We start from the raw sequence: 22,641 nt of genomic DNA on the forward strand, positions 1-22,641 counted from the left end.
CATGCGAAGGCCAGGCCTGCCGCCCCGCCCCCGCCCCCGGCCGCAGCAGCAGCAGCAGCAGCAGCAGCAGCAGCAGCAGCAGCAGCAGCAGCAGCAGCAGCAGGAGGGGACGGCGGCGCGCGCGCACGCCCGCGCCGCCCGGGCGGCCGCCTGGGTGGCCGCCTACCTCGGCCTCAGCGTGGCGGCGCTGGCCTCGTTCAACCTTGGCCTGCCGGCCGCGCTGGAGCAGGCCTTGTCGCTGTGCGCGGCGCCGGCGTTACTGCTGTTGGCCGCCTGGACGCCGCTGCTGCGTCCGCTCGGCCTGAGCAGCGGCGAATGGTTCGCCGCGCCGACGGCGCCGGCCTGCCTCGTCCTGATTGCGCTCTACGCACTAATCACCTATCTGATCGTTCGATTATTCCATATTGTGAAATATCGTTAAGGCCGGCCGCCCTCTGTGGCGCCCGCTGAAAGCGCTTCCACACTGGCCCCCAGGCGCTGGCCCGCTCGGGTATAATCCAAGGTTTGATTTCTGCATAGAAAAGATAAGCCATGGAAGCCGAACGCATCAACGCCCTCTCCGCACTGCTCGCCGATCTGACGACCCGCGAAGCCGAACTTCGGAGGTATCTTTGACTTCGATACCAAGTCAGAGAAACTCGAACAAGTCAACGAAGAATTAGAAGACCCGACCGTCTGGAACGATCCCAAGCGCGCCCAGGACCTGGGTAAGGAAAAGAAATCGCTCGAAGCGATCGTCTTCTCCCTGACCAAGGCCGACGCCGACCTGCGCGACACCGCCGACTTGTTCGCCATGGCGCGCGAGGAGCAGGATGAAGACACGCTCGAAGCCATCATCCTCGACGTCGAAGACATCAAGAAGGTCATCGAAGGCATGGAGTTCCGCCGGATGTTCAACAATCCGATGGACCCGAACAACTGCTTCATCGACATCCAGGCCGGCGCCGGCGGCACCGAGGCGCAGGACTGGGCCTCGATGCTGCTGCGCCAGTACCTGCGCTATTGCGAACGCAAGGGCTTCAAGGTCGAGATCATGGAGCAGTCCGACGGCGAGGTGGCCGGCATCAAGACCGCCACCCTGAAGGTCGAGGGCGACCACGCCTACGGCTTCCTGCGCACCGAAACCGGCGTGCACCGTTTGGTGCGCAAGTCGCCGTTCGACTCGGCCAACGGCCGCCACACCTCGTTCACCTCGCTGTTCGTGTATCCGGAAGTGGACGACTCGATCGACATCGAGATCAACCCGGCCGACCTGCGCGTCGACACCTACCGCGCCTCCGGCGCCGGTGGTCAGCACATCAACAAGACCGATTCGGCCGTGCGTCTGACGCACATGCCGTCCGGTATCGTGGTGCAGTGCCAGAACGACCGCTCGCAGCACCGCAACCGCGCCGAGGCGATGGAAATGCTCAAGGCCAAGCTGTACGAGGCCGAACTGCGCAAGCGCATGAGCGAGCAGCAGAAGCTGGAAGACTCCAAGACCGACGTCGGCTGGGGCCACCAGATCCGTTCCTACGTGCTAGACCAGTCGCGCATCAAGGATCTGCGCACCAACTTCGAGACGGGCAACACCAAGGGCGTGCTGGACGGCGACCTGGACGACTTCATCTCCGCATCCCTCAAGCAAGGCGTATAACCATGACCCACCCGCAGCGCGCATTCATCTTCGACATGGACGGCACCATCGTCGACAACATGGCCTTCCACACCAAGTCGTGGCTGGCCTTCTTCGAACGGCGCGGCCACACGGTCGACGCCGACGAGTTCTTCCGCGCCACGGCCGGCCGCCAGGGCCACGAGATCATGGCCCACTACATGGGCGACCATCTGAGCAAGGAAGAAAGCGCGCTGCTGGATTTTGAAAAAGAATCGCTGTACCGCGAGCTGTACGCGCCCCACCGGGCCACCGTCAAAGGCTTCGACGCGCTGATCGCGGCGGCCAAAAGCCGCCGCGTGGCGCTGGCCGTGGCCACCGCCGCGCCCAACGACAACATCGTCTTCACGCTCGACGGCCTGGCGCTGCGCGGCCACTTCGACGCCGTCGTCGGCGCCGCCGACGTCGCCCGTGGCAAGCCGAATCCGGACGTGTTCCTGCTGGCGGCCCAGCGCTGCGGCGCCGCCCCCGAGCACAGCATCGTCTTCGAGGACGCCCCGCTCGGCGTCGAGGCGGCGCGCCGCGCCGGCATGCGCGCGGTGGTGCTCACCACCACCCTGCCGGCCGAGGCCTTCGCCGAATTCGACAACGTGATCTGCATCGCGCGCGACTTCAGCGAGCTCGATGTCGAGCAGCTGTTCGGCCTGAGCGCCGACTTCGCCGCCGCATCCACCCTTTAAATACTCACCTCAACAAAGCACACACCATGACCACGGAACAAGATCAAGCAGGAGCGCAGGCCGCGCCGGACGAAAACAAGATCATCGCCGAGCGCCGCGTCAAGCTGGCCGCCCTGCGCGAGCAAGGCATCGCCTTCCCCAACGACTTCCGCCCGCAGCACAAGGCCGCCGACCTGCACCAACAATACGCCGCCAAGAGCCGTGAAGAACTCGAAGCCGAACCTGTCACCGTGGTGCTGGCCGGCCGCATGATGCTGAAACGCGAAGCCGGCAAGAAGGCCGCCTTCGCCACCCTGCAGGACGCCTCCGGCGCCAAGGCCGACGGCCGCATCCAGATCTACGCCACGCTCGACCTGACCGGCGAAGCCGCCATGGCCGCGCTGCACCACTACGACCTGGGCGACATCCTCGGCGTCACCGGCACCCTGTTCAAGACCAAGACCGACGAACTGACCATCAAGGTCAGCGAGCTGCGCCTGATCACCAAATCGCTGCGCCCGCTGCCCGACAAATTCCACGGCCTGGCCGACCAGGAAACCAAGTACCGCCAGCGCTACGTCGACCTGATCATGAACGAAGAGACGCGCCGCACCTTCAAGGCGCGCACCTCCGCCATCTCGTCGATCCGCCGCTTCATGGAAAAGAACGAGTTCATGGAAGTGGAAACGCCGATGCTGCACACCATTCCCGGCGGCGCGGCGGCCAAGCCCTTCACCACCCACCACAACGCGCTCGACATGCAAATGTTCCTGCGCATCGCGCCCGAGCTGTACCTGAAGCGCCTGGTGGTGGGCGGCTTCGACCGCGTGTTCGAAATCAACCGCAACTTCCGCAACGAAGGCGTGTCGATCCGTCACAACCCCGAATTCACCATGATGGAGTTCTACGCCGCCTACACCGACTACAAGTGGTTGATGGACTTCACCGAAGCCGTCATCCGCCAGGCCGCCATCGACGCCCACGGCACCGCCACCCTGACCTACGGCGGCCGCGAACTGGATCTGGCCAAGCCCTTCCACCGCCTGACCATCGTCGAAGCGATCAACAAGTACGCGCCCGGCTACACCGCCGCGCAGCTGACCGACGCCGAGTTCATCAAGACCGAGCTGCTCAAGTTCGGCGTCAAGCCCTTCGCCACCGCCGGCCTGGGCGCGCTGCAACTGGCGCTGTTCGAAGAAACCGCCGAAGCCCAGCTGTGGGAACCGACCTACATCATCAACTACCCGGTCGAAGTGTCGCCGCTGGCGCGCGCCTCCGACACCGTGGCCGGCATCACCGAGCGCTTCGAGCTGTTCATGGTCGGCCGCGAGATCGCCAACGGCTTCTCCGAGTTGAACGACGCCGAAGACCAGTCGGCCCGCTTCCTGGCCCAGGTGGCCGCCAAGGACGCCGGCGATGAAGAGGCGATGTTCTACGACGCCGACTACATCCGCGCGCTGGAATACGGCATGCCGCCGGCCGGCGGTTGCGGCATCGGCATCGACCGCCTGATGATGATCATCACCGACTCGCCGAACATCCGCGACGTGCTGCTGTTCCCGCACCTGCGCCGCGAAGACTAAGCACCGGCATCAGCCATAAGAAAAGCCGCCCGACTGCGAAGTCGGGCGGCTTTTTTCATTCATCCACGGGGCGGCGGGGTCCCACCGACACCCCACGGCAGCAACCCGGGGTCGGACCCGCCGGGTCCGACCCCGGCTTCCCGCCGCTGGGGTTAACCAGAGCCGCCGCAGCAACGGGCAGCAACGGGGGTCAGCAGCAACGGGGGTCAGTGCCGACATTCGGACACGGTCTCAACAGTAGCACCACCTATACACAATCTTACGGCTCAGTTCGTGTCCAAATGTCGGCACTGACCCCGGGGGCGCTGACCCCGGGGGCGGGGGGGGGGATTACTGGATCACGCGGTAGCAGGGGATGTAGGCCTTGCCGGCCAGCTTCATCCGGTGCTGCGCGACGAAGGAGGCCAGCAGCGCGTCCATCGGCCCCATGATCGAGGCGTCGCCGTGGATCTCGAAGTGGCCGAACTTCTCGATCGCGCGGATGCCCTCGTCCTTGACGTTGCCCGCCACCACGCCGGAGAAGGCGCGGCGCAGATTGGCCGCCAACAGATGCACTTCCTGGTTCTTGTGCAGGCTCAGGTTGCGCATGTTCTCGTGGGTCGGCGCGAACGGACGCTGGAACTCGTGGTCGATCTTCAGCAGCCAGTTGTAATAATAGGCGTCGCTGCGCGACTTGCGGAACTCGCGCACCTGCTTGATGCCCGCCTGCATCTCGCGCGCCACCAGTTCCGGATCGTCGATGATGATCTTGTAGCGCTGCTGCGCCTCCGGCCCCAGCGTGTCGCTGAGGAACTGGTTGATCTGCACGAAGTAGTCGCGCGAGCTTTCCGGTCCGGTGAAGATCAGCGGGAACGGGATCTCGGCATTGTCCGGATGCAGCAGGATGCCCAGGATGTAGAGGATCTCCTCGGCCGTGCCGGCGCCGCCGGGGAACACCACGATGCCGTGGCCGGCGCGCACGAAGGCCTCCAGCCGCTTCTCGATGTCCGGCATGATGACCAGCGAGTTGACGATCGGGTTGGGCGACTCGGCGGCGATGATGCCCGGCTCGGAGATGCCCAGGTAGCGCCCGGTCTGCAGGCGCTGCTTGGCGTGGCCGATGGTGGCGCCCTTCATCGGGCCCTTCATCGCGCCCGGGCCGCAGCCGGTGCAAATGTCCAGGCCGCGCAGGCCCATCTGGTAGCCCACTTCCTTCGAGTAGTTGTACTCGGCGCGGTTGATCGAGTGGCCGCCCCAGCACACCACCAGGTTGGGGTTGAGCAAGGGTTTCAGTACGTTGGCGTTGCGCAGGATGTGGAACACGGCGTCGGTGATGCCCTCGGTGCCGTCCAGGTCGAACTTCGGATTGTCGCTCACCTCGTTGCTGACGAAGATGATGTCGCGCAGCACGGCGAACAGATGCTCGTGGATGCCCTTGACCATCTTGCCGTCGACGAAGGCGATGCCCGGCGCGCCCTTGATGTCGAGCTTGATGCCGCGCTCGCGCTGGACGATGCTGATCTCAAACGATTTGTAGCGCTCCAGCAGTTCCTTTCCATCGTCGATAGTGCTGCCGCAGTTGAGCACGGCCAGTGCGCAATTGCGGAACATATTATAGAGGCCGCCCTGGCTAGTATCGAGCAGCTTGTTGACTTCGGCTTTGGAGAGCACTTCCAGCTGGCCCTCGGGCGCGATCAGGGTATCGACAACGTCATGTTCCATAGTACAGAAATCCTTATTCAGTTCATTCCAACACTTGTGTTTGCCTCACGCCGGCAATGCCAATATACGACAACTCGGCCCGTTTGGGGCCGGAGATTGCAGATTCGCATCACCCCGCGCGGCGCCCCGCTTCTCTAGCACAACTGAACCTTTTTTGCAGGCTGGACGGCAAAAGCTGTGTCGGCGCCGTTTTGTAGATTAAAATGCTCGCCTATTGGGAACCGGGCCCGTCACGAGCGGGCTTGCTCAGGCACATTTTTTAGCTGCGGTCCCCCATAAGACTCTATTCATAATAATTTTTCAGGAGAAACCGCATGAGCGGTGCTACCACCCCTAACACGGAAGTCGCTATCCCCGAGTTCAAGCAGATCCTGGGCCACCCCAGCCCGCTGTGGATGTTGTTCATGGCCGAATTCTGGGAACGCTTCGCGTTCTACGGCATTCGTTGGGCCCTGGTGCTGTACATCGTCACCCAGTTCTTCGGTGGCGACGCGGCCGGCCAGGCCTCGGCCAATCTGACCTATGGTTCCTACCTCGCGCTGGTCTACGCCGCCGCGCTGTTCGGCGGCTATGTGGCCGACCGCGTGCTCGGCTACCAGCGCTCGATCCTGGTCGGCGCCTCCTTCATGGCGGCCGGCCTGTTCATGATCTCGATCCCCAACCGCGACCTGTTCAACCTCGGCCTGGCCACCATCATCGTCGGCAACGGCATGTTCAAACCGAACATCTCGACCATGGTCGGCAAGCTCTACTCCCTGGCCGACACGCGCCGCGACTCCGGTTTCACCATCTTCTACATGGGCATCAACGTCGGCGGCTTCCTCGCCCCGATCTTCACCCAGCTGCTGGCCGAAAAAATCTTCGGCACCAGCGCCATGCCTTCGTACAAGATCGTCTTCATCTCGGCCGGCATCGGCATGCTGATCAGCCTGGTCTGGTTCGCCATCGGCCGCGCCTCGTTGAAAGGCATCGGCGCCCCGGCGCCCGAAGCGCAAAACCCGATGCGCATCGTCTACGTCGCCCTCGGCGCGCTGTGCGTGATTCCGGTGTTCTACTTCCTGCTGGCCGTCGGCGCGCAGAAGCTGCAAGGCGTGCTCAGCGTGCTGTTCATCGGCCTGGCCATCATGCTGATGATCGAAGGCATCAAGAACGGCAAGGTCGCCCGCGACAAGGTCATCGCCATGCTGCTGATCTTCTTCTTCAACATCATGTTCTGGATGTTCTTCGAACAGGCCGGCAGCTCGTTCACCTTCCTGGCCGACAATATCGTCAACCGCGAACTGGGCTTCATGACCTTCCCGACCGCCTGGTTCCAGAGCGTCAACTCGATCGCCATCATCGCCTTCGCCCCCATCGTCGCCGCCGTCTGGGTCATGCTGGGCAAGCGCAACGCCAACCCGTCGATCCCGCGCAAGTTCGGCATCGGCCTGATCGGCAACGCCATCGCCTTCGGCCTGCTGATGTTCGCCCTGTCGAGCCTGGTTGACGGCAACAACAAGATCCCCTTCTGGACCTTGTTCATGGTCTACGTGATCCAGTCGATCGGCGAGCTGTGCCTGTCGCCCATCGGCCTGTCGATGGTCACCAAGCTGGCCCCTACCCGCCTGGTCGGCCTGGGCATGGGCGGCTGGTTCCTCTCCACCGGCATCGGCAACAACCTGTCGGGCATCTTCGCCAGCGTGGTGTCCGGCGAGACCGGCATGTCGGTGCAGTCGGCGCTGACCGGCTACACCTTCGGCTTCTACTCGCTGCTGGGCGCCGGCGTGCTGCTGTTCCTGATCGCCCCGCTGATCAACAAACTGATGCACGGCGTGAAGTAATCCTTCCAGCCTCAAGCAAAAACGGCGGCCCGCGCGAGTGGGCCGCCGTTTTTTCGTTCCACTCTGGCGAATAGGTCAACGTTTCCCTCGACCAAGTATGGCGGATCGGCTAGACTTGCCTCGGCCCGCAGGCGACTCCATCCAACCCCATCTCAGAAAGCGACACCATGCGCACTCCAGGCAAACTCCGGCTCCTACTCAGTGCGGTGGGCGTTTTGCTGCTCGGCGCGGCGCTCGATGCCGCCGCCGCCGCGCACGGCGACAGCGATCCCCGGACCAGCCAGGCCGTGCTCGAATTCATCCAGAGCGAAATGCGCGAGCGCCAGATTCCGGGCCTGCAAATCGTCGTCATCAAAAACCAGAAGATCGTCCTCTCGAAGGCCTTGGGCATCGCCAGCCTCCAGTACGGCGTGCCGGTTGCCGACAACAGCGTGTTCTCGATCAACTCCGCCACAAAATCGTTCACCGGAGTCGCCATCATGCAGTTGGTGGAACTGGGCAAGATCGAGCTGCAGGCGCCCGTTGCGCGCTACCTTGCCGATTTGCCGGCCGACTGGCAAGCCGTCACCATCGCGCAGCTGCTCGCGCACACCTCCGGCATTCCCGACATCCTCGACCAGCGAAGCTCCGGCTTGGTCGCCGGAACACCCGAAGCCTCCTGGAAAGCCGTGCAAACGCTGCCGATGGAGTTCGCGCCCGGCCAGCGTTTCAGCTACAACCAGACCAACTATCTGCTGCTGGGGAAAATCATCGAGCGCCTGAGCGGTGAGCCGTTTCTGCAGTTCATCCAGCGCAAGCAATTCGACGCGGTCGGCATGCCAAACAGCAGCTTTGGCGACAGCCTGGACGTCATCAAGAACAAGGCCAACTCGTATCGCCTGGCGGACGACGGCACAACGCTGAAGAACGTGATCGAGGACTTCCCGGCGAGCATGCGCACCGGCGCCGGCATCAACACCAGCGCACAAGAACTGGCCAAATGGCTAGTCGCCCTGCAACAAGGCCGTTTGCTCAAGACCGCCAACCTAGTCCAGTTGTGGACACCGTCAACATATTCGGATGGCAAGCCGGCGCCGTGGGCCATGGGCTGGCCGGCGATCCGCCGCGGCGAACATCGCGCGGTGGCCGGCATCGGTGGCGGGCGCTCCGCGTTTTACGTCTACCCCGAAGACGACCTGGCGGTCATCATCCTGACCAATCTGGCCGGCGCGCAACCGGAACAGTTGATCGACACGGTGGCCGGATACTACCTGCCGGCGCTCAGAAAAATCAACGGCGGCGGCTATGCGCTGTACCGCCTGCGCGAACAATTCGGCCCATCCGGCTTCGACGACATCGACAAAAAACTGCGGCAGGTGACGGAGCAATATGCCGTTTCGGCGCCAAGCGACGGCGCGCTGAACGCCTGGGGCTATCGCCTGCTGGCCAAGCGACAGACCAAGTCGGCCATCGCGGTGCTTGCCCTTGCCGCCCAACGCTATCCCGACAGCGCCAACGCGCACGACAGCCTGGCCGAGGCGTATGAGGCGGACTCCGCCACCGGACCGGCGATCCAGCACTATCGTCGCTCGCTGGAACTCAACCCAAAGAATCAGCCAGCAATAGATCGCTTGAAACTGCTGGAACAGAAATAGACCGGCCAGCCGGCCCCTTTGGCAAACGCATGCGCGGATGGTCGCGCAGCAGCTCGGCGACCCATTCGGTGAACACCCGCACCTTGGTCGACAGGTGGCGGTTTTGCGGATACACCACGTGGATCGGCATGGGGATGGTGGTCCATTCCGGCAGCAGCACCTGGAAATGTCCCTGCGCGATCATCGGCCCGGCCATCACGGTCGACATCTTCACGATGCCCACGCCGGCCAGTGCGGCGTTGACATAGGCGTTGGAATCGTTGACGGCGATGCTGCCGGGCAGGCTGACGCGGATGCGCTCCCGCCCACGGGCGAAATCCCAGTCGGCGATCTTGCCGGTGCGCGAGGAAAAATAGTTGACGCAGCGGTGGCGCAGCAGGTCCGTGGGGTGTTCCGGCTTGCCGTGTTCGGCCAGGTATTCCGGCGCCGCGCAGGTGACGAAGCGCATGGTGGCCACGCGCCGCGCGATCAGGCTGGAATCGTCGAGCACGCCGCCGCGCAGCGCGCAGTCGACGCCCTCCTCGATCAGGTCGGCCGGCCGGTCGGTGCAACCGAGCTCCAGCGAAATATCGGGATAGCGGCGGAAAAAATCCGGCATGGCGGGAATCAGGATGGCGCTGGCCAGGCCCGTCGGCGCGTCCACCCGCAGCCGGCCGCTGGGGCTCAGGCGGCTGCGCGACAGCGACTCCTCGGACGCGCGCACATCGGCCAGGATGCGCAGACAATGTTCATAATAGGCGGCGCCTTCGGCCGTCACGCTGAGCCGGCGCGTGGTCCGGTGCAGCAGCTTGACGGCCAGCGCCCGCTCCAGCGCCTGGATCTGTGTCGACACGGTCGCCTTGGGCCGCTGCATGTTCTCGGCCGCGCGCGTGAAACCGCCGGCGTCGACCACCTGCACAAACACTTCCATCGCTTCTAATTTATTCATTTCTCACGCTATTGTTCAACTTCCTGAGTAGTTCTTCCAGCATTTCACTATTTGCAATATTGTAGATCAAGTTTATGATTGCCGTACTGCAGCATGACAAGCAGGAAATCACATCACTCTCGGGACAAAAATATGAAATTATTAGCATTTGCAGCAAGCAATAGCCGTAAATCCATCAACAAAAAATTAGCGACGTATGCGGCTGGTTTGTTAGAAGGTGCTGATGTAGAAGTAGTCGATTTGAACGATTTTGAAACGCCATTGTTCAGCGTCGACCGCGAGGCGGAGTCCGGCCACCCCGAATTGGCCAAGGCCTTCCTGCAAAAAATCGCCGACAGCGACGCCGTCATCGTCTCCTTCGCCGAGCACAACGGCTCCTACAGCGCGGCCTACAAAAACCTGTTCGACTGGTGCTCGCGGATTCAACCCAAGGTGTTCCACGACAAGCCGCTGGTCTTCCTGGCCACCTCGCCGGGCGCGCGCGGCGGCGCCACCGTGTTGGCCGCCGCCACCGGCTCGGCGCCGTTTTTCGCCGGCCATGTCAAGGCCCACCTCTCCATTCCAAGTTTTTATGAAAATTTCGATCTCGAACGCGGCGTTCTCAAGCATGAGGAATTGAACGGTAAATTGGTCGAGGCGGTGGCGGCCCTGCAGCAACGCGAGCCCGCCGCGGCCTAAGCGCAAGCGGCGCCGCAGGCGTCCCCAAATGCGACGCCGCGCAGCTGGATGGTTAAGCCCCCCCCCAGGCACAAATCTGGGGTCGGACCCAACGGGTCCGACCCCGGCTCTCCGCCTTTGGGTGGTGTGATAGCCGCCGGCACCTCAACTGAGTGGCACTACCGTGGCATGCGCGCCATTTCACCATCGAGGAAAACGAGACGACATGAAAGCCATCGCATTATTGTTGAGTACGCTGTTGCTGGGCACGCCTCTGTCAAGCCGCGCCGCCCCGGCCGAAGCGGCCAACCGGCTCGACCAGATCCTCGCGCGCGGCAGCGTGCGCGTGGCCATCACCAGCGACTACAAGCCGTTCAGCTACCGCGATCCGGCCGGCGGCGGCTACGAGGGCAGCGACGCCGAATTGGCCGGCATGCTGGCGCAGTCGCTCGGCGTCAAGCTGGAATGGGTCGCCACCAGTTGGCCGACGCTGATGGACGACTTCGCCGACAACACGTTCGACATCGCCGTGGGCGGCATTTCGATCAGCCTGGAGCGGCAAAAGCGGGCGCTGTTTTCCATCCCCTATCTGCGCGACGGCAAGACGCCGATCACCCGCTGCGAGAACCTGGCCCGCTTCCAAAGCCTGGCGCAGATCGACCGGCCCGAGGTGCGCCTGGTGGTCAATCCGGGCGGCACCAACGAGCGCTTCGCGCGCGCCAACGCGACGCACGCGCGCATCGCGCTGCACCCCGACAATGTGACCATCTTCGACGAGATCATCGCCGGCCGCGCCGACCTGATGATCACCGACGCGGTCGAGGCCCGCCTGCAACAGCGCCTGCGCCCGCAGCTGTGCGCCGTGCATCCCGACACGCCTTTCGATTTTTCCGAGAAAGCCTTCCTGCTGCCGCGCGACGTGATATGGAAAGCCTGGGTCGACCAGTGGTTGCACCAGTCCTTGGAAAACGGCAGTCTGCGCCGCGTGCAGGACAAGTGGTTGGCCTGGCCGTGGAGCAAGGGCGCGGCGCTGGCCGGCCCGGACGCGCTGTTGGCCTTGATGGACGAGCGCCTGGCGCTGATGCCCGACGTGGCGCGCCACAAATGGAATATCCAGGCGGCCATCGAGGATCTGCCGCGCGAACGGGCGATCATCGCGGCGCTGGCGCGCCAGGCCGCCGAGGCCGGCGTACCGGCGGCATGGGCCGAGAGCTTCTTCAAGGCGCAGATCGAGGCGGCGAAAACGGTGCAGCGCGATTTGTTCGAACGTTGGCGCCAGCAGAAGGCCGGCCGCTTCGAGCAGGTGCCCGATTTGGCGCGCGAGCTGCGTCCGCGCCTGGACGCCCTCACCCCGCTGCTGCTCAAGGCCTTGACGCAGAACTGGGCCGCGCTCAGCGACCCGGCCCAGCGCGCGCAGTGGAGCGCCGCCGCACAGAACCGCTTGCCGCCGGCGGCATGGGGCGCGGCCGCGGCGCAAGCGGCGGCGCCGCTGACCGACGGCAGCGCCAGCCGGCGTTAAAGGTTAACGCTCACTCCACCCAGGCGCGCGAGCGATCCACCGCGCGCGTCCAGGCGTGCATGCGGCCCTGCCGCTCGTCGACGCTCATGCGCGGCTCGAAGCGGCGTTCCATGCGCCACTGCGCGCCGATCTCGTCGAGCGAGGCCCAGAAGTCCACCGCCAGGCCGGCCAGGTAGGCCGCGCCCAGCGCCGTCGTCTCGGTGACCATCGGCCGCACCACCGGCACGTCCAGCAGGTCGGCTTGGAACTGCATCAGCATGTCGTTGCGCGCCGCGCCGCCGTCGACGCGCAGCTCGGTCAGCGGCAGCGCCGCGTCGCGCTGCATCGCTGCCAGCACGTCGACGTTCTGGCAGGCCACGCCCTCCAACGCGGCGCGCGCCAGATGGGCCTTGGTGGTGCCGCGCGTGATGCCGACGATGGTGCCGCGCGCGTACGGGTCCCAGTGCGGCGCGCCCAGGCCGGCGAAGGCCGGCACGAAGACGGCGCCGCCGGCGTCCGGCACGCTGGAGGCCAGCGCTTCGACTTCGGCCGAGTCGCGGATGATGCCCAGGCCGTCGCGTAGCCATTGCACCGCCGCGCCGGCGACGAAGGCGCTGCCTTCGAGCAGATAGTCGGTGGCGTCGGGGCAGACGGCGCCGCCCCGGTTCAGGGTCCAGCCCACCGTCATCAACAGCTGGTTCTGCGAGGCGACCGGCTTGCGGCCGACGTTCATCAGCATGAAACAGCCGGTGCCGTAGGTGTTCTTGGCCATGCCGGGACGCAGGCAGGCCTGGCCGAAAGTGGCGGCCTGCTGGTCGCCGGCAATGCCGGCGATGGGCAGCGGCGCGCCCAACAGGTCGGCGTGGGTGTGCGCCGCCACGCCGCTGCTCGGCACGATGCGCGGCAGCAGCGAGGCGGGAATGCCGAGCAGGTCGAGCAGTTCCTCGTCCCACGTCAGCGTGTGAATATTGAACAGCATGGTGCGGGCGGCGTTGCTGGTGTCGGTAATATGCGCGCCGCTCATCTTGTAGATCAACCAGCTGTCGATGGTGCCGAAGGCCAGTTCGCCGCGCAGCGCCTTGTCGCGCGCGCCGGCCACATGGTCGAGCAACCAGGTCAGCTTGGTGGCGGAGAAGTAGGCGTCCAGCACCAGGCCGGTCTTCTGTTGGAACAGCGCGGCCTTGCCCTGCTCGCGCAGGCGGTCGCACAGCGCGGCGTTGCGGCGGTCCTGCCAGACGATGGCGTTGGCGATCGGCTCGCCCGTGGCGCGGTCCCACAGCACGGTGGTCTCGCGCTGGTTGGTCACGCCGATGGCGGCGATGTCGGCCGCCGTCACATTATTCTCGCGCATCAGCTTGCGCATCACGTCCAGTTGCGACTGCCAGATCTCGTTGGCGTCGTGCTCGACCCAGCCCGGCTGCGGGAAGATCTGGCGGAACTCCTGCTGCTCGATCGCGTGCGGTCGGCCCGCGTGGTCGAACAGAATGGCGCGCGAACTGGTCGTGCCCTGGTCGAGGGCGAGTATGTATTTGCTCATGGTGTCTGGTTAAAAATGGTTCTGCACGGATGGTGGGACGCCGGGCCAAGCCCGCATGCCGTCAAATTAAGAAACCCCACAGCCGCAAATCTGGGGTCAGACCCAGCGGGTCTGACCCCGGCCCTTGCCGGTGGGGTAAGCCGGCATCCCCGGCGCCTTGAAACCCGCCAAAAAAAAGCGGCATGCGCGCTGGCGCATGCCGCAGCAAGGCAGGCTGGGAGCTAAGCAGGGCTTAGCGCACGCGGCCTTCCTTCCAGGCTTGCAGCAGCTTGTCGTAAGGGATGGTCTCGCCCTTCGGCTTCTCGTTGGCCAGCTTCTTCCAAGGCGCGGCGCTGTCCGACAAATACTTGTTCGGATCGCCTTTTGGATTCAGCTTCGGTGGGCAGTTTTTCATGCCGGCGCGCTCAAGCCGCGACATCACGGTGTCCATTTCCTCGGCCAGCGTGTCCATCGCCACCTGCGGGGTCTTCTCGCCGGTGACGGCGGTCGCCACGTTCTTCCACCACAGCTGCGCCATCTTCGGATAGTCAGGCACGTTGTTGCCGGTCGGCGTCCACGCCACCCGCGCCGGGCTGCGGTAGAACTCGATCAGGCCGCCGTACTGGTCGGCGTGCTTGGTGAAGTAGTCGTGCTTGATGTCCGATTCGCGGATGAAGGTCAGGCCGGTGATCGATTTTTTCAGCGACACGGTTTTCGACGTCACGAACTGGGCGTACAGCCAGGCGGCGGCCTTGCGGTCGTCCGGGGTCGACTTGAAGAAGGTCCAGGAACCGACGTCCTGATAACCGTTCTGCATGCCCGGCTTCCAGTACGGGCCGTGCGGCGACGGCGCCATGCGCCATTTCGGTTTACCGTCCTTGTCCACCACCGGCAGGCCCGGCTTGATCATGCCGGCCGTGAAGGCGGTGTACCAGAAGATCTGCTGCGCCACCTCGCCCTGGGCCGGCACCGGGCCGGCTTCGGAGAAGGTCATGCCGTTGGCGGCGGGCGGAGCGTACTTCTTCATCCAGTCGACGTACTTGGTCAGCGCGTAGACGGCGGCCGGCGAGTTGGTGGCGCCACCGCGCGACACCGAGGCACCGACCGGGGTGCACTTGTCGGCGGCGACACGAATGCCCCACTCGTCGACCGGCAGGCCGTTCGGGATGCCCTTGTCGGCCGAACCGGCCATCGACAGCCAGGCATCGGTGAAGCGCCAGCCCAGCGACGGGTCTTTTTTGCCATAGTCCATGTGGCCGAACACCTTCTTGCCGTCGATGTCCTTGATATCGTTGGTGAAGAATTCGGCGATGTCCTCGTAGGCCGACCAGTTCTGCGGCACGCCCAGATCGTAGCCGTACTTGGCCTTGAATTTGGTTTGCAGGTCCTTGCGGGCGAACCAGTCGGCGCGGAACCAGTACAGGTTGGCGAACTGCTGGTCGGGCAGCTGATACAGCTTGCCGTCCGGCGCGGTGGTGAAGCTGGTGCCGATGAAGTCCTTCAGGTCCAGGCCCGGATTGGTGTAGTCCTTGCCGTTGCCCTTCATGTAGTCGGACAGCGGCTCGATGGCGCCGTAACGGAAGTGGGTGCCGATCAGATCGGAGTCGGAGATCCAGCCGTCGTAGATGCTTTTCCCGGACTGCATGGAGGTCTGCAGCTTCTCGACGACGTCGCCTTCCTGGATGATGTCGTGCTTGACCTTGATGCCGGTAATTTCCTCGAAGGCCTTGGCCAGCGTTTTCGACTCGTAGACGTGGGTGTCGATGGTCTCGGAGACGACGCTGATTTCCTTGATGCCCTTCTTCTTCAGCTTTTCGGCGGCGTCGATGAACCACTTCATCTCTTCGAGCTGCTGCTTCTTGCTCAGGCTCGAAGGCTGGAATTCCTTGTCGACCCACGTCTCGGCCGACTTCATATCAGCCCAGGAAGCATTCGATACCAACATTGCCGCAGCCGCCAGGGCCGTCAATCTTAATTTCATCACTTATCTCCTTTTTATGACCTTCCGGGACCTGCATGCCGGATAGAGGAAGGTTCCATCCCAGCTTAACCAACAACCAAACTCAACAACCTAATTTACAACCTAATTTACAACCTAATTTACAAGCTAATTTACAACCTTAATGCAATTTCAATATAGCGCTACCATATCATCCCCAACGCATGACGATCAACAGCACGATGAAGCTGATGCCGGCGCCGATCATCTGCGTCAGGTCGGTCAAACCGGCCCAGGCCAGGTTGACGTAAGCGGCCGTCAACAGGCCGATGAACAGGCGGTCGCCACGCGTGGTCGGCATCGGCAAAAAGCCGCGCCGCTCGATGCTGGGCGAGCGCACCTGCCACAGCGACATGCCGACCAACATCAGCAGGATCGACACGAAGAAGATCGCCACCTCCGGGGTCCACGCCATCCAGGCGAACAAGCTTTCGGTATTCGTTTCCATAGTTTCTTCCCTTGATTAAACGCGGCCCATGGCGAAGCCCTTGGCGATGTAGTGACGGACGAACCAGATCACCAGCGCGCCCGGCACGATGGTCAGCACGCCGGCGGCGGCCAGCACGCCCCAGTCCATGCCGGCGGCCGAGACGGTGCGGGTCATGGTGGCGGCGATCGGCTTGGCGTTCACCGAAGTCAGCGTGCGCGCCAGCAGCAGCTCGACCCAGCTGAACATGAAGCAGAAGAAGGCCGTCACACCGATGCCCGATTTGATCATCGGCAGGAAGATCCGCACGAAGAATTTCGGGAAGCTGTAGCCGTCGATGTAGGCGGTCTCGTCGATCTCTTTCGGAATGCCGGACATGAAGCCTTCCAGTATCCACACCGCCAACGGCACGTTGAACACCATGTGCGCCAGCGCCACGGCCAGGTGGGTGTCCATCAGGCCGACGGTCGAATACAGCTGGAAGAACGGCAGCAGGAACACGGCCGGCGGCGTCATGCGGTTGGTCAGCAACCAGAAGAACAGGTGCTTGTCACCCAGGAAGTGGTAGCGAGAGAAGGCGTAGGCCGCCGGCAGCGCCACCGAGACCGAGAACACCATGTTCATGGCGACGTAGATCATCGAGTTGATGTAGCCGCTGTACCAGGCCGGGTCGGTGAAGATGACCTTGAAGTTGGCGAAGGTCAGGTTCCGCGGCCACAGGCCGAAGACACCGACGATCTCCTCGTTGGTCTTGAGCGACATGTTGAGCATCCAGTAGATCGGCAGCATCGACAGCAGCAGGAACAACACCAGCACCGGCGTTGTGATTCGTTTGTCCATCATTTGGCATCTCCCGTGCCGACACGCTGCATCCAGGTGTAGAGCACAAAACAGAACAACAGGATGATCAGGAAGTAGATCAGCGAGAACGCCGAGGCGGGGCCAAGGTCGAAGGCGCCGACGGCTTTCTGGGTCAGGTACTGCGACAGGAAGGTGGTGGCGTTACCCGGTCCGCCGCCGGTCAGCACGAACGGTTCGGTGTAGATCATGAAGCTGTCCATGAAGCGCAGCAGCACGGCGATCATCAACACATTGCGCATCTTCGGCAGCTGGATGTAGCGGAACACGGCGAAGCGCGAGGCGCCGTCGATGCGGGCGGCCTGGTAGTAGGCGTCCGGAATGGCGCGCAGGCCGGCGTAGCAGAGCAGCACCACCAACGGCGTCCAGTGCCAGATGTCCATCACCATCACGGTGAGCCAGGCGTCGGTCGAATTGCCGTTGTAGTTGTAGTTGATGCCCAGCTGGTTGAGCGTGTAGCCCATCAAGCCGATGTCGCCACGGCCGAAGATCTGCCAGATGGTGCCGACCACGTTGAACGGAATCAGCAGCGGCAGCGCGATCAGCACCAGCGCCAACGAGGCGCGCCAGCCGTCGGCCGGCATGCACAGCGCGATCAGGATGCCGAGCGGGATCTGCACCGCCAGCACCGACAGCGAGAACACCAGCTGGCGCAGCAGCGCGCCGTGCAGGTCGGAGTCGCGCATCACGGTGCGGAACCATTCGGTGCCGACGAAGACCTTCTGCGTCGGGCTGAGGATGTCCTGCACGGAGTAGTTCACCACCGTCATCAAGGGCAGGATCGCCGAGAAGGCGACGCACAGGAGGACCGGCAGGATCAGCCACCAGGCGCGGTTGTTATACGATTTCATTAAGCCACCCGTTTATCGTTGACGTAGTAAAGAGTGCGCTCCTGCGGGAAGCGCAGCCAGGCCTGGGCACCGACCACCGCGTCGCAAGCGCGCAGTTTGGCGGCGATGGTGTTGGCGCCGACGCGGAACTCGGCCAGGTAGTGGGTGCCCATATTGCGCACCGCGAGCACCGTGGCGGCCACCGTGTCGCTCTGCTGGCCGGCGGCCAGCTCGACGAACTCGGGACGGATGCCCAAGGTGGTCTTGCCGGTCGCGCCGGACAGCGCGGCCTTGGCGGCGGCCGACAGCGGCACGTCGTTGGCGTCGATGCGGGCCAGGCCGTCGCTCACCGTGCAGTCGAGCAGGTTCATGCCGGGATTGCCGATGAAGTAGCCGACGAAGGTGTGCTCGGGCGCCTCGAACAGCGCCTGGGCGCTGCCGGTCTGCACCACCTCGCCCTGGGTCATCACCACCACCTGGTCGGCGAAGGTCAGCGCCTCCACCTGGTCGTGGGTGACGTAGATCAGCGACAGCTTGAGCTCGTGGTGGATCTCTTTCAGTTTGCGGCGCAACAGCCATTTCAGGTGCGGGTCGATGACGGTGAGCGGCTCGTCGAACAGCACGGCGGCGACGTCGGGACGCACCAAGCCACGGCCCAGCGAGATTTTCTGTTTGGCGTCGACCGACAGGCCGGAGGCGCGCATCTTCAAGTCGTGCGACAGTTCCAGCATCTCGGCCACCTGTTCGACACGCTTGCGCGTCTCCAGTTCCTTCCAGCCACGGTTACGCAGCGGGAAAGCCAGGTTGTCGTACACCGTCATGGTGTCGTAGATCACCGGGAACTGGAACACCTGGGCGATGTTGCGCGCCTCGGTGGGCAGCTGGGTGACGTCGCGGCCGTCGAACAGCACGCGGCCGTGCGAGGGCTTGACCAGGCCGGAGATGATGTTGAGCAGCGTGGTCTTGCCGCAGCCGGAGGGGCCGAGCAAGGCGTAGGCGCCGCCGTCGTCCCAGGTCTTGGTCATCGGCCGCAGCGCGTAGTCGGTCGGTGCCGACGGATTCGGTTTGTAGGCATGCGCCAGATCGATCAGTTCAATGCGGGCCATGCTTATGCTCCGAAGGATGGTTGCGTGGGCGCGAACAACAAGGCGCCGGCGGCACTAAAGACAAACAGCGACTCGGGCTGGCAGTACATATTGCAGACCATGCCCAGTTCCAGGTTGTGCACGCCGGTCAGCTGGGCCACCAGGTTGATGCTGCCGCGCCGGGCGTGGACATAGGTTTCCGAACCGCTGATCTCGGCCAGGTCGACCTGCGCCTCAAAGGCGAAGTCGGCCGCCGAGTGGGCGTGCATATACAGGCTGTGGGCGCGCAGGCCCAGCACCACCTCGCCGTGGCCGGCGGCAGCTTGTCGCTGCGCGGCGCTGAGCGGGATGGTCAGGCCGGCGCCCAGCTGGGCGCGGCCTTCGGCGTCTATGCGCGCCGGCATCAGGTTGATCGGCGGGTCGCTGAAGGTGCGCGCGGTCTGGATCGAGTTGGGCGCGTTGAACACGTCCAAGGTCGGGCCTTGCTGCAGCAGGCGGCCTTCGTGCAGCACGACGGTGTGGCCGCCCAACTGCAACGCTTCGAGCGGTTCGGTGGTGGCGTACACCACCGTGGTTTTGCCGTCGGCGAACAGCTCGGTCAATTCGCGGCGCAGTTCCTCGCGCAGCTTGTAGTCGAGGTTGACCAGCGGCTCGTCGAGCAGCAGCAGGTCGGCCTGCTTGATCAGCGCGCGGGCCAGCGCGGTGCGCTGCTGCTGGCCGCCGGACAGCTCGGCCGGCAGGCGCTGCAAATATGGCGTGATGTGCAGGCGCTCGGCCAGGTCGAGCACGCGGACGCGGATCTCCGCCTCCGCCACCTTGCGCAGGCGCAGCGGCGAGGCGATGTTGTCGAACACCGTGAACGCCGGGTAGTTGATGAACTGCTGATACACCATCGCCAGGTTGCGCTTGCTGACCGAAACGCCGGTCACGTCGCGGCCGTCGACGAACACGTGGCCGCTGGTCGGCTTGTCCAGTCCGGCCATGACCCGCATCAGCGAGGTCTTGCCGGCCTTGGTGGTACCGAGCAGCACGTTGATCGTGCCGGGCACCAGCTCCAGCGACATCGGGTATAGGTGGTCTTCAGCGCCATACTTCTTGCTGATCTTATCCAGTACAAGTTGCACTCTTGTCTCCTCAATTTACTGCTGTTTTTTGCTGCTGTTTTATTCGCCGCATGCGCCCGCGCCGCCAAGTAACGCCATGGCCGCGCGGACAATTCAAAAATCAATTCGGGTGCGCCGCCAGCCACTCGCCCAGGCGCTCCTCGGCGCCGGCGCCCAGGTGCAGGCCCAGTTTCGAGCGGCGCCACAGGATGTCCTTGGCGTCGCGCGCCCATTCGTGCTTGCGCAGGTAGTTCACCTCGGCCTCGTACAGATTGTCGAGGATACGCTCGCCCATGTCGGACAGCAGATTGCGCCCTTCCAGCAAGGTGTGGATGCGGCTGCCGTAGGCGCGCGCGTAGCGCCGCACCAGTTTCGGCGGCAGCCAGTGGTAGCGCGTCTGCAGGCCGTGCACCCAGCCGTCGAACTCCAGCACGGCGCGGTTCTGCGGCGTGGCGCCGAACAGGTCGCCGCCGGGCAGGCAGGCCTGCTCGGTCCAGGCGCCGTTCTTGGTGTTGACATCCTTGGCGATCAGGTCGACGGCTTCCTCGGCCAGCTTGCGGAAGGTGGTGATTTTTCCGCCGAAGACGCTGAGCAGCGGCGCGCCGCCCTGGTCGACCTCGAAACGGTAGTCGCGCGTGACGGCCTTGGCGTCGGCCGCCTCGTCCTCCACCAGCGGCCGCACACCCGAATAGGTCCAGACCACGTCGGCCGGCTTGATCGGCTTGGCGAAGTAGTAGCTGGCCAGGTCGCACAGGTAGTCGATCTCGGTTTGGTCGATGGCCACCTGGTTGGTGTCGCCCTTGTAGTCAAGGTCGGTGGTGCCGATCAGCGTGAAGTCCTGTTCATACGGGATGGCGAAGACGATGCGGCCGTCCGGATGCTGGAAGATGTAGGCGTTGTCGTGTTCGAAGATGCGCTTGACGATGATGTGGCTGCCCTTGATCAGGCGCAGCTGCTTGCCGCCGCCCTGCGGCAGCGCGCCGTTCAGGAAGTCGGCGGTCCACGGACCGGCCGCGTTGACCAGGTAACGCGCGTTGACCTCGATCTGCTGGCCTTGCGCCGCGCCGGCGCCCGGCTGCTGGCGCAAGGTGGCCTGCCATTTGTCGGCTTGCCGGCTGACCGAGGTGCAGGCGGTGCGGGTCAGGATGGTGGCGCCCTTCTCGGCCGCGTCCATCGCGTTGAGCACCACCAGGCGGGCGTCGTCGACCCAGCCGTCGGAATAGACGAAGCCGCGCGTGAAGCCAGGCTTGAGCGGCTTGCCGGCGGCGTGGCTGCGCAGGTCGACGCCGGCCGAGCCGGGCAGGATCTCGCGCTTGGCCAGGAAGTCGTAGAGGAACAGGCCGGCGCGGATCAGCAGCGCCGGGCGCTGGCCTTTATCGTGCGGCATGACGAAGCGCAGCGGCCACATGATGTGCGGCGCCGAGCGCAGCAGCACCTCGCGCTCGATCAGCGCCTTGCGCACCAGGTTGAATTCGTAGTACTCCAGGTAGCGCAGGCCGCCGTGGATCAACTTGGTCGAGGCCGACGAGGTGTGCGACGCCAGATCGTCCTTCTCGCACAGCACGACGGACAGACCGCGCCCCGCCGCGTCGCGCGCGATGCCGGCGCCGTTGATGCCGCCGCCCACGATCAGTACGTCGCAGTCGATTTTTTGTTGCGCCTGTGTCATCGGTTCTCCGCTTCAAGCCGTGAAATTTGCCCAGCGCGTGCATGGGGGCTATGCATGGCGCGCTACTCTGGTTAAGATACAGACAATACGATACGACAAAATACGAATCCTTAGCAACAAATTCTTATAACAATTTGTTCGTTTGTTTTCGTTTTACAGCGCTTCCAATTGAAACCAACAGAAAATGATACTAAATCCACGTCAGCGAAGATTACTCGAAGCAGTCAGGCAGAAGGTCACCATGTCGGTGGAAGAGCTGGCCCAGCAATTGGGCGTGACCCCGCAGACGGTGCGCCGCGACGTCAAACAGATGGAGGAGGAAAAGCTGCTGGCGCGCTACCACGGCGGCGTCGGCCTGCCCTCCTCGGTCGAGAACATCGACTACAGCCAGCGCCAGACCCTCAACAGCGACGCCAAGCGCGCCATCGCCAAGGCGGTGGCCGAGCAGGTGCCGCACGGCTGCTCGCTGCTCATCAACATCGGCACCACCACCGAGGAAGTGGCGCGCGCGCTGGCCTACCACAAGGGCCTGCACGTGGTGACCAACAACCTGAACGTGGCCGCCATCCTGGCCGACAACAGCGAGTGCGAGGTGATCGTCGCCGGTGGCGTGGTGCGCGGGCGCGACCGCGGCATCGTCGGCGAGGCCACCATCGACTTCATCCGCCAGTTCAAGGTGGACATCGGCATCATCGGCATCTCCAGCATCGACGAGGACGGCAGCCTGCGCGACTTCGACGCGCGCGAGGTCAAGGTGGCGCAAACCATCATCGAGCAGTCGCGCGAGGTGTGGCTGGTGGCCGACCAGGACAAGTTCTTCCGCAAGGCCCTGGTGCGGCTGGCCCACCTGTCGCAGATCGACATCCTGTTCACCGACGCGCCGCCGCCGGCCAAGCTGGCCAGCCTGCTGCGCGAGGCCAAAGTCAAGGTGGTGGTGGGGAAGCTGTAGCTTCTTCGTGGTTTGGCGGCGACGCCGGCAAAACCCAGCGGCAGATGCTGGGGTCGGACCCCGCGGGTCCG

The 22,641-nt window shown here is 64.1% G+C and carries 19 protein-coding genes and 1 pseudogene; 10 read left to right on the forward strand and 10 right to left on the reverse strand.

Features of this window, described 5'->3' with window-relative positions; genetic code table 11:
- Position 1 precedes the first annotated feature (1 nt).
- The 4 genes from H7U20_RS26795 (at position 2) to lysS (ending at position 3,896) form a co-directional block, all read left to right on the forward strand.
- Positions 2 to 421, forward strand: coding sequence for a hypothetical protein (locus H7U20_RS26795; protein WP_199762200.1), 420 nt, complete (start codon positions 2 to 4; stop codon positions 419 to 421).
- A gap of 110 nt (positions 422 to 531) precedes the next feature.
- Positions 532 to 1,636, forward strand: a protein-coding gene (gene prfB, locus H7U20_RS26800) for a peptide chain release factor 2 (protein WP_199762201.1) whose coding sequence is annotated in 2 segments (ribosomal slippage) — positions 532 to 612 and positions 614 to 1,636 — 1,104 coding nt in all. Because the reading frame shifts where the segments join, the coding sequence is not laid out codon by codon here.
- A 2-nt stretch (positions 1,637 to 1,638) separates the two neighbouring features.
- Positions 1,639 to 2,334 (forward strand): HAD family hydrolase, encoded by a 696-nt coding sequence (locus tag H7U20_RS26805; protein WP_199762202.1) that lies wholly within the window; start codon positions 1,639 to 1,641, stop codon positions 2,332 to 2,334.
- Between the two features lie 26 nt (positions 2,335 to 2,360).
- The gene (gene lysS, locus H7U20_RS26810; RefSeq protein ID WP_199762203.1) at positions 2,361 to 3,896 is read left to right on the forward strand and encodes a lysine--tRNA ligase; all 1,536 of its coding nucleotides are present in this window, start codon (positions 2,361 to 2,363) and stop codon (positions 3,894 to 3,896) included.
- A 330-nt stretch (positions 3,897 to 4,226) separates the two neighbouring features.
- Here lysS and ppnN read toward each other — a convergent pair whose 3' ends face one another.
- On the reverse strand, positions 4,227 to 5,597 hold the full coding sequence (gene ppnN / locus H7U20_RS26815; protein ID WP_199762204.1) for a nucleotide 5'-monophosphate nucleosidase PpnN: 1,371 nt from the start codon (positions 5,595 to 5,597) through the stop codon (positions 4,227 to 4,229).
- Between the two features lie 314 nt (positions 5,598 to 5,911).
- On the opposite strand from ppnN, the gene H7U20_RS26820 reads away from it, so the two are divergent.
- Together H7U20_RS26820 and H7U20_RS26825 are read left to right on the forward strand one after the other, a co-directional pair.
- Positions 5,912 to 7,417 carry a peptide MFS transporter gene (locus H7U20_RS26820; RefSeq protein ID WP_199762205.1) on the forward strand — a complete coding sequence of 502 codons (1,506 nt, stop codon included), beginning with the start codon at positions 5,912 to 5,914 and terminating at the stop codon, positions 7,415 to 7,417.
- 167 nt (positions 7,418 to 7,584) lie between these two features.
- Positions 7,585 to 9,051: a serine hydrolase domain-containing protein gene (locus H7U20_RS26825; RefSeq protein WP_199762206.1), complete on the forward strand. Its 1,467-nt coding sequence runs from the start codon at positions 7,585 to 7,587 to the stop codon at positions 9,049 to 9,051.
- On the opposite strand, the gene H7U20_RS26830 is transcribed toward H7U20_RS26825, so the two are convergent.
- Entirely contained in the window at positions 8,996 to 9,979 is a 984-nt protein-coding gene (locus H7U20_RS26830; protein WP_199762207.1) for a LysR family transcriptional regulator, read from the reverse strand. The two genes, H7U20_RS26825 and H7U20_RS26830, sit on opposite strands and share 56 nt — an antisense overlap.
- Before the next feature lie 93 nt (positions 9,980 to 10,072).
- Between H7U20_RS26830 and H7U20_RS26835 the strand changes: the two genes are divergently transcribed.
- The 3 genes and pseudogenes from H7U20_RS26835 to aroQ all read left to right on the forward strand — a co-directional run bounded on the left by H7U20_RS26835 (position 10,073) and on the right by aroQ (position 12,155).
- Positions 10,073 to 10,657 carry an NADPH-dependent FMN reductase gene (locus tag H7U20_RS26835; protein ID WP_233411126.1) on the forward strand — a complete coding sequence of 195 codons (585 nt, stop codon included), beginning with the start codon at positions 10,073 to 10,075 and terminating at the stop codon, positions 10,655 to 10,657.
- A 205-nt stretch (positions 10,658 to 10,862) separates the two neighbouring features.
- Positions 10,863 to 11,663 (forward strand): annotated as a pseudogene (locus H7U20_RS31025) (transporter substrate-binding domain-containing protein); the annotation flags it as partial.
- A gap of 30 nt (positions 11,664 to 11,693) precedes the next feature.
- Positions 11,694 to 12,155, forward strand: a complete 462-nt coding sequence (gene aroQ / locus H7U20_RS31030) for a gamma subclass chorismate mutase AroQ (RefSeq protein WP_370593264.1) — start codon at positions 11,694 to 11,696, stop codon at positions 12,153 to 12,155.
- Between the two features lie 10 nt (positions 12,156 to 12,165).
- Here aroQ and glpK read toward each other — a convergent pair whose 3' ends face one another.
- From glpK to glpD, 8 genes are all read right to left on the reverse strand, one after another.
- Positions 12,166 to 13,671, reverse strand: a complete 1,506-nt coding sequence (glpK, locus tag H7U20_RS26845) for a glycerol kinase GlpK (protein WP_199762209.1) — start codon at positions 13,669 to 13,671, stop codon at positions 12,166 to 12,168.
- A gap of 232 nt (positions 13,672 to 13,903) precedes the next feature.
- Positions 13,904 to 15,631, reverse strand: coding sequence for an ABC transporter substrate-binding protein (locus H7U20_RS26850; RefSeq protein ID WP_199762210.1), 1,728 nt, complete (start codon positions 15,629 to 15,631; stop codon positions 13,904 to 13,906).
- A 169-nt stretch (positions 15,632 to 15,800) separates the two neighbouring features.
- Positions 15,801 to 16,076, reverse strand: coding sequence for a DUF2160 domain-containing protein (locus H7U20_RS26855; protein WP_199762218.1), 276 nt, complete (start codon positions 16,074 to 16,076; stop codon positions 15,801 to 15,803).
- 36 nt (positions 16,077 to 16,112) lie between these two features.
- Positions 16,113 to 16,916, reverse strand: coding sequence for a carbohydrate ABC transporter permease (locus H7U20_RS26860; RefSeq protein ID WP_199762219.1), 804 nt, complete (start codon positions 16,914 to 16,916; stop codon positions 16,113 to 16,115).
- On the reverse strand, positions 16,916 to 17,785 hold the full coding sequence (locus tag H7U20_RS26865) for a carbohydrate ABC transporter permease (protein ID WP_199762211.1): 870 nt from the start codon (positions 17,783 to 17,785) through the stop codon (positions 16,916 to 16,918). Before H7U20_RS26865 ends, H7U20_RS26860 begins: the two co-directional genes overlap by 1 nt.
- Positions 17,785 to 18,870, reverse strand: a complete 1,086-nt coding sequence (locus H7U20_RS26870) for an ABC transporter ATP-binding protein (RefSeq protein ID WP_199762212.1) — start codon at positions 18,868 to 18,870, stop codon at positions 17,785 to 17,787. Before H7U20_RS26870 ends, H7U20_RS26865 begins: the two co-directional genes overlap by 1 nt.
- Positions 18,871 to 18,872: 2 nt before the next feature.
- Positions 18,873 to 19,973, reverse strand: coding sequence for an ABC transporter ATP-binding protein (locus tag H7U20_RS26875; RefSeq protein ID WP_199762213.1), 1,101 nt, complete (start codon positions 19,971 to 19,973; stop codon positions 18,873 to 18,875).
- Between the two features lie 100 nt (positions 19,974 to 20,073).
- Positions 20,074 to 21,621, reverse strand: coding sequence for a glycerol-3-phosphate dehydrogenase (glpD, locus tag H7U20_RS26880; protein ID WP_199762214.1), 1,548 nt, complete (start codon positions 21,619 to 21,621; stop codon positions 20,074 to 20,076).
- A gap of 184 nt (positions 21,622 to 21,805) precedes the next feature.
- Between glpD and H7U20_RS26885 the strand changes: the two genes are divergently transcribed.
- On the forward strand, positions 21,806 to 22,570 hold the full coding sequence (locus H7U20_RS26885; RefSeq protein WP_199762215.1) for a DeoR/GlpR family DNA-binding transcription regulator: 765 nt from the start codon (positions 21,806 to 21,808) through the stop codon (positions 22,568 to 22,570).
- Positions 22,571 to 22,641 lie beyond the last annotated feature (71 nt).

Source organism: Rugamonas violacea (assembly GCF_016461825.1).
Taxonomy (GTDB): Bacteria; Pseudomonadota; Gammaproteobacteria; order Burkholderiales; family Burkholderiaceae_D; genus Rugamonas.

Bases quoted from the DNA above. Each gene is read 5' to 3' on its own strand.
- ppnN (WP_199762204.1), bottom strand. From the start codon at position 5,597: ATGGAACATGACGTTGTCGATACCCTGATCGCGCCCGAGGGCCAGCTG.
- glpK (WP_199762209.1), bottom strand. From the start codon at position 13,671: ATGAGCAAATACATACTCGCCCTCGACCAGGGCACGACCAGTTCGCGC.
- H7U20_RS26870 (WP_199762212.1), bottom strand. From the start codon at position 18,870: ATGGCCCGCATTGAACTGATCGATCTGGCGCATGCCTACAAACCGAAT.
- H7U20_RS26795 (WP_199762200.1), top strand. From the start codon at position 2: ATGCGAAGGCCAGGCCTGCCGCCCCGCCCCCGCCCCCGGCCGCAGCAG.
- H7U20_RS26885 (WP_199762215.1), top strand. From the start codon at position 21,806: ATGATACTAAATCCACGTCAGCGAAGATTACTCGAAGCAGTCAGGCAG.
- H7U20_RS26860 (WP_199762219.1), bottom strand. From the start codon at position 16,916: ATGGACAAACGAATCACAACGCCGGTGCTGGTGTTGTTCCTGCTGCTG.
- H7U20_RS26850 (WP_199762210.1), bottom strand. From the start codon at position 15,631: ATGAAATTAAGATTGACGGCCCTGGCGGCTGCGGCAATGTTGGTATCG.
- H7U20_RS26865 (WP_199762211.1), bottom strand. From the start codon at position 17,785: ATGAAATCGTATAACAACCGCGCCTGGTGGCTGATCCTGCCGGTCCTC.
- lysS (WP_199762203.1), top strand. From the start codon at position 2,361: ATGACCACGGAACAAGATCAAGCAGGAGCGCAGGCCGCGCCGGACGAA.
- H7U20_RS26820 (WP_199762205.1), top strand. From the start codon at position 5,912: ATGAGCGGTGCTACCACCCCTAACACGGAAGTCGCTATCCCCGAGTTC.
- glpD (WP_199762214.1), bottom strand. From the start codon at position 21,621: ATGACACAGGCGCAACAAAAAATCGACTGCGACGTACTGATCGTGGGC.
- H7U20_RS26830 (WP_199762207.1), bottom strand. From the start codon at position 9,979: ATGAATAAATTAGAAGCGATGGAAGTGTTTGTGCAGGTGGTCGACGCC.
- H7U20_RS26805 (WP_199762202.1), top strand. From the start codon at position 1,639: ATGACCCACCCGCAGCGCGCATTCATCTTCGACATGGACGGCACCATC.
- H7U20_RS26825 (WP_199762206.1), top strand. From the start codon at position 7,585: ATGCGCACTCCAGGCAAACTCCGGCTCCTACTCAGTGCGGTGGGCGTT.
- H7U20_RS26835 (WP_233411126.1), top strand. From the start codon at position 10,073: ATGACAAGCAGGAAATCACATCACTCTCGGGACAAAAATATGAAATTA.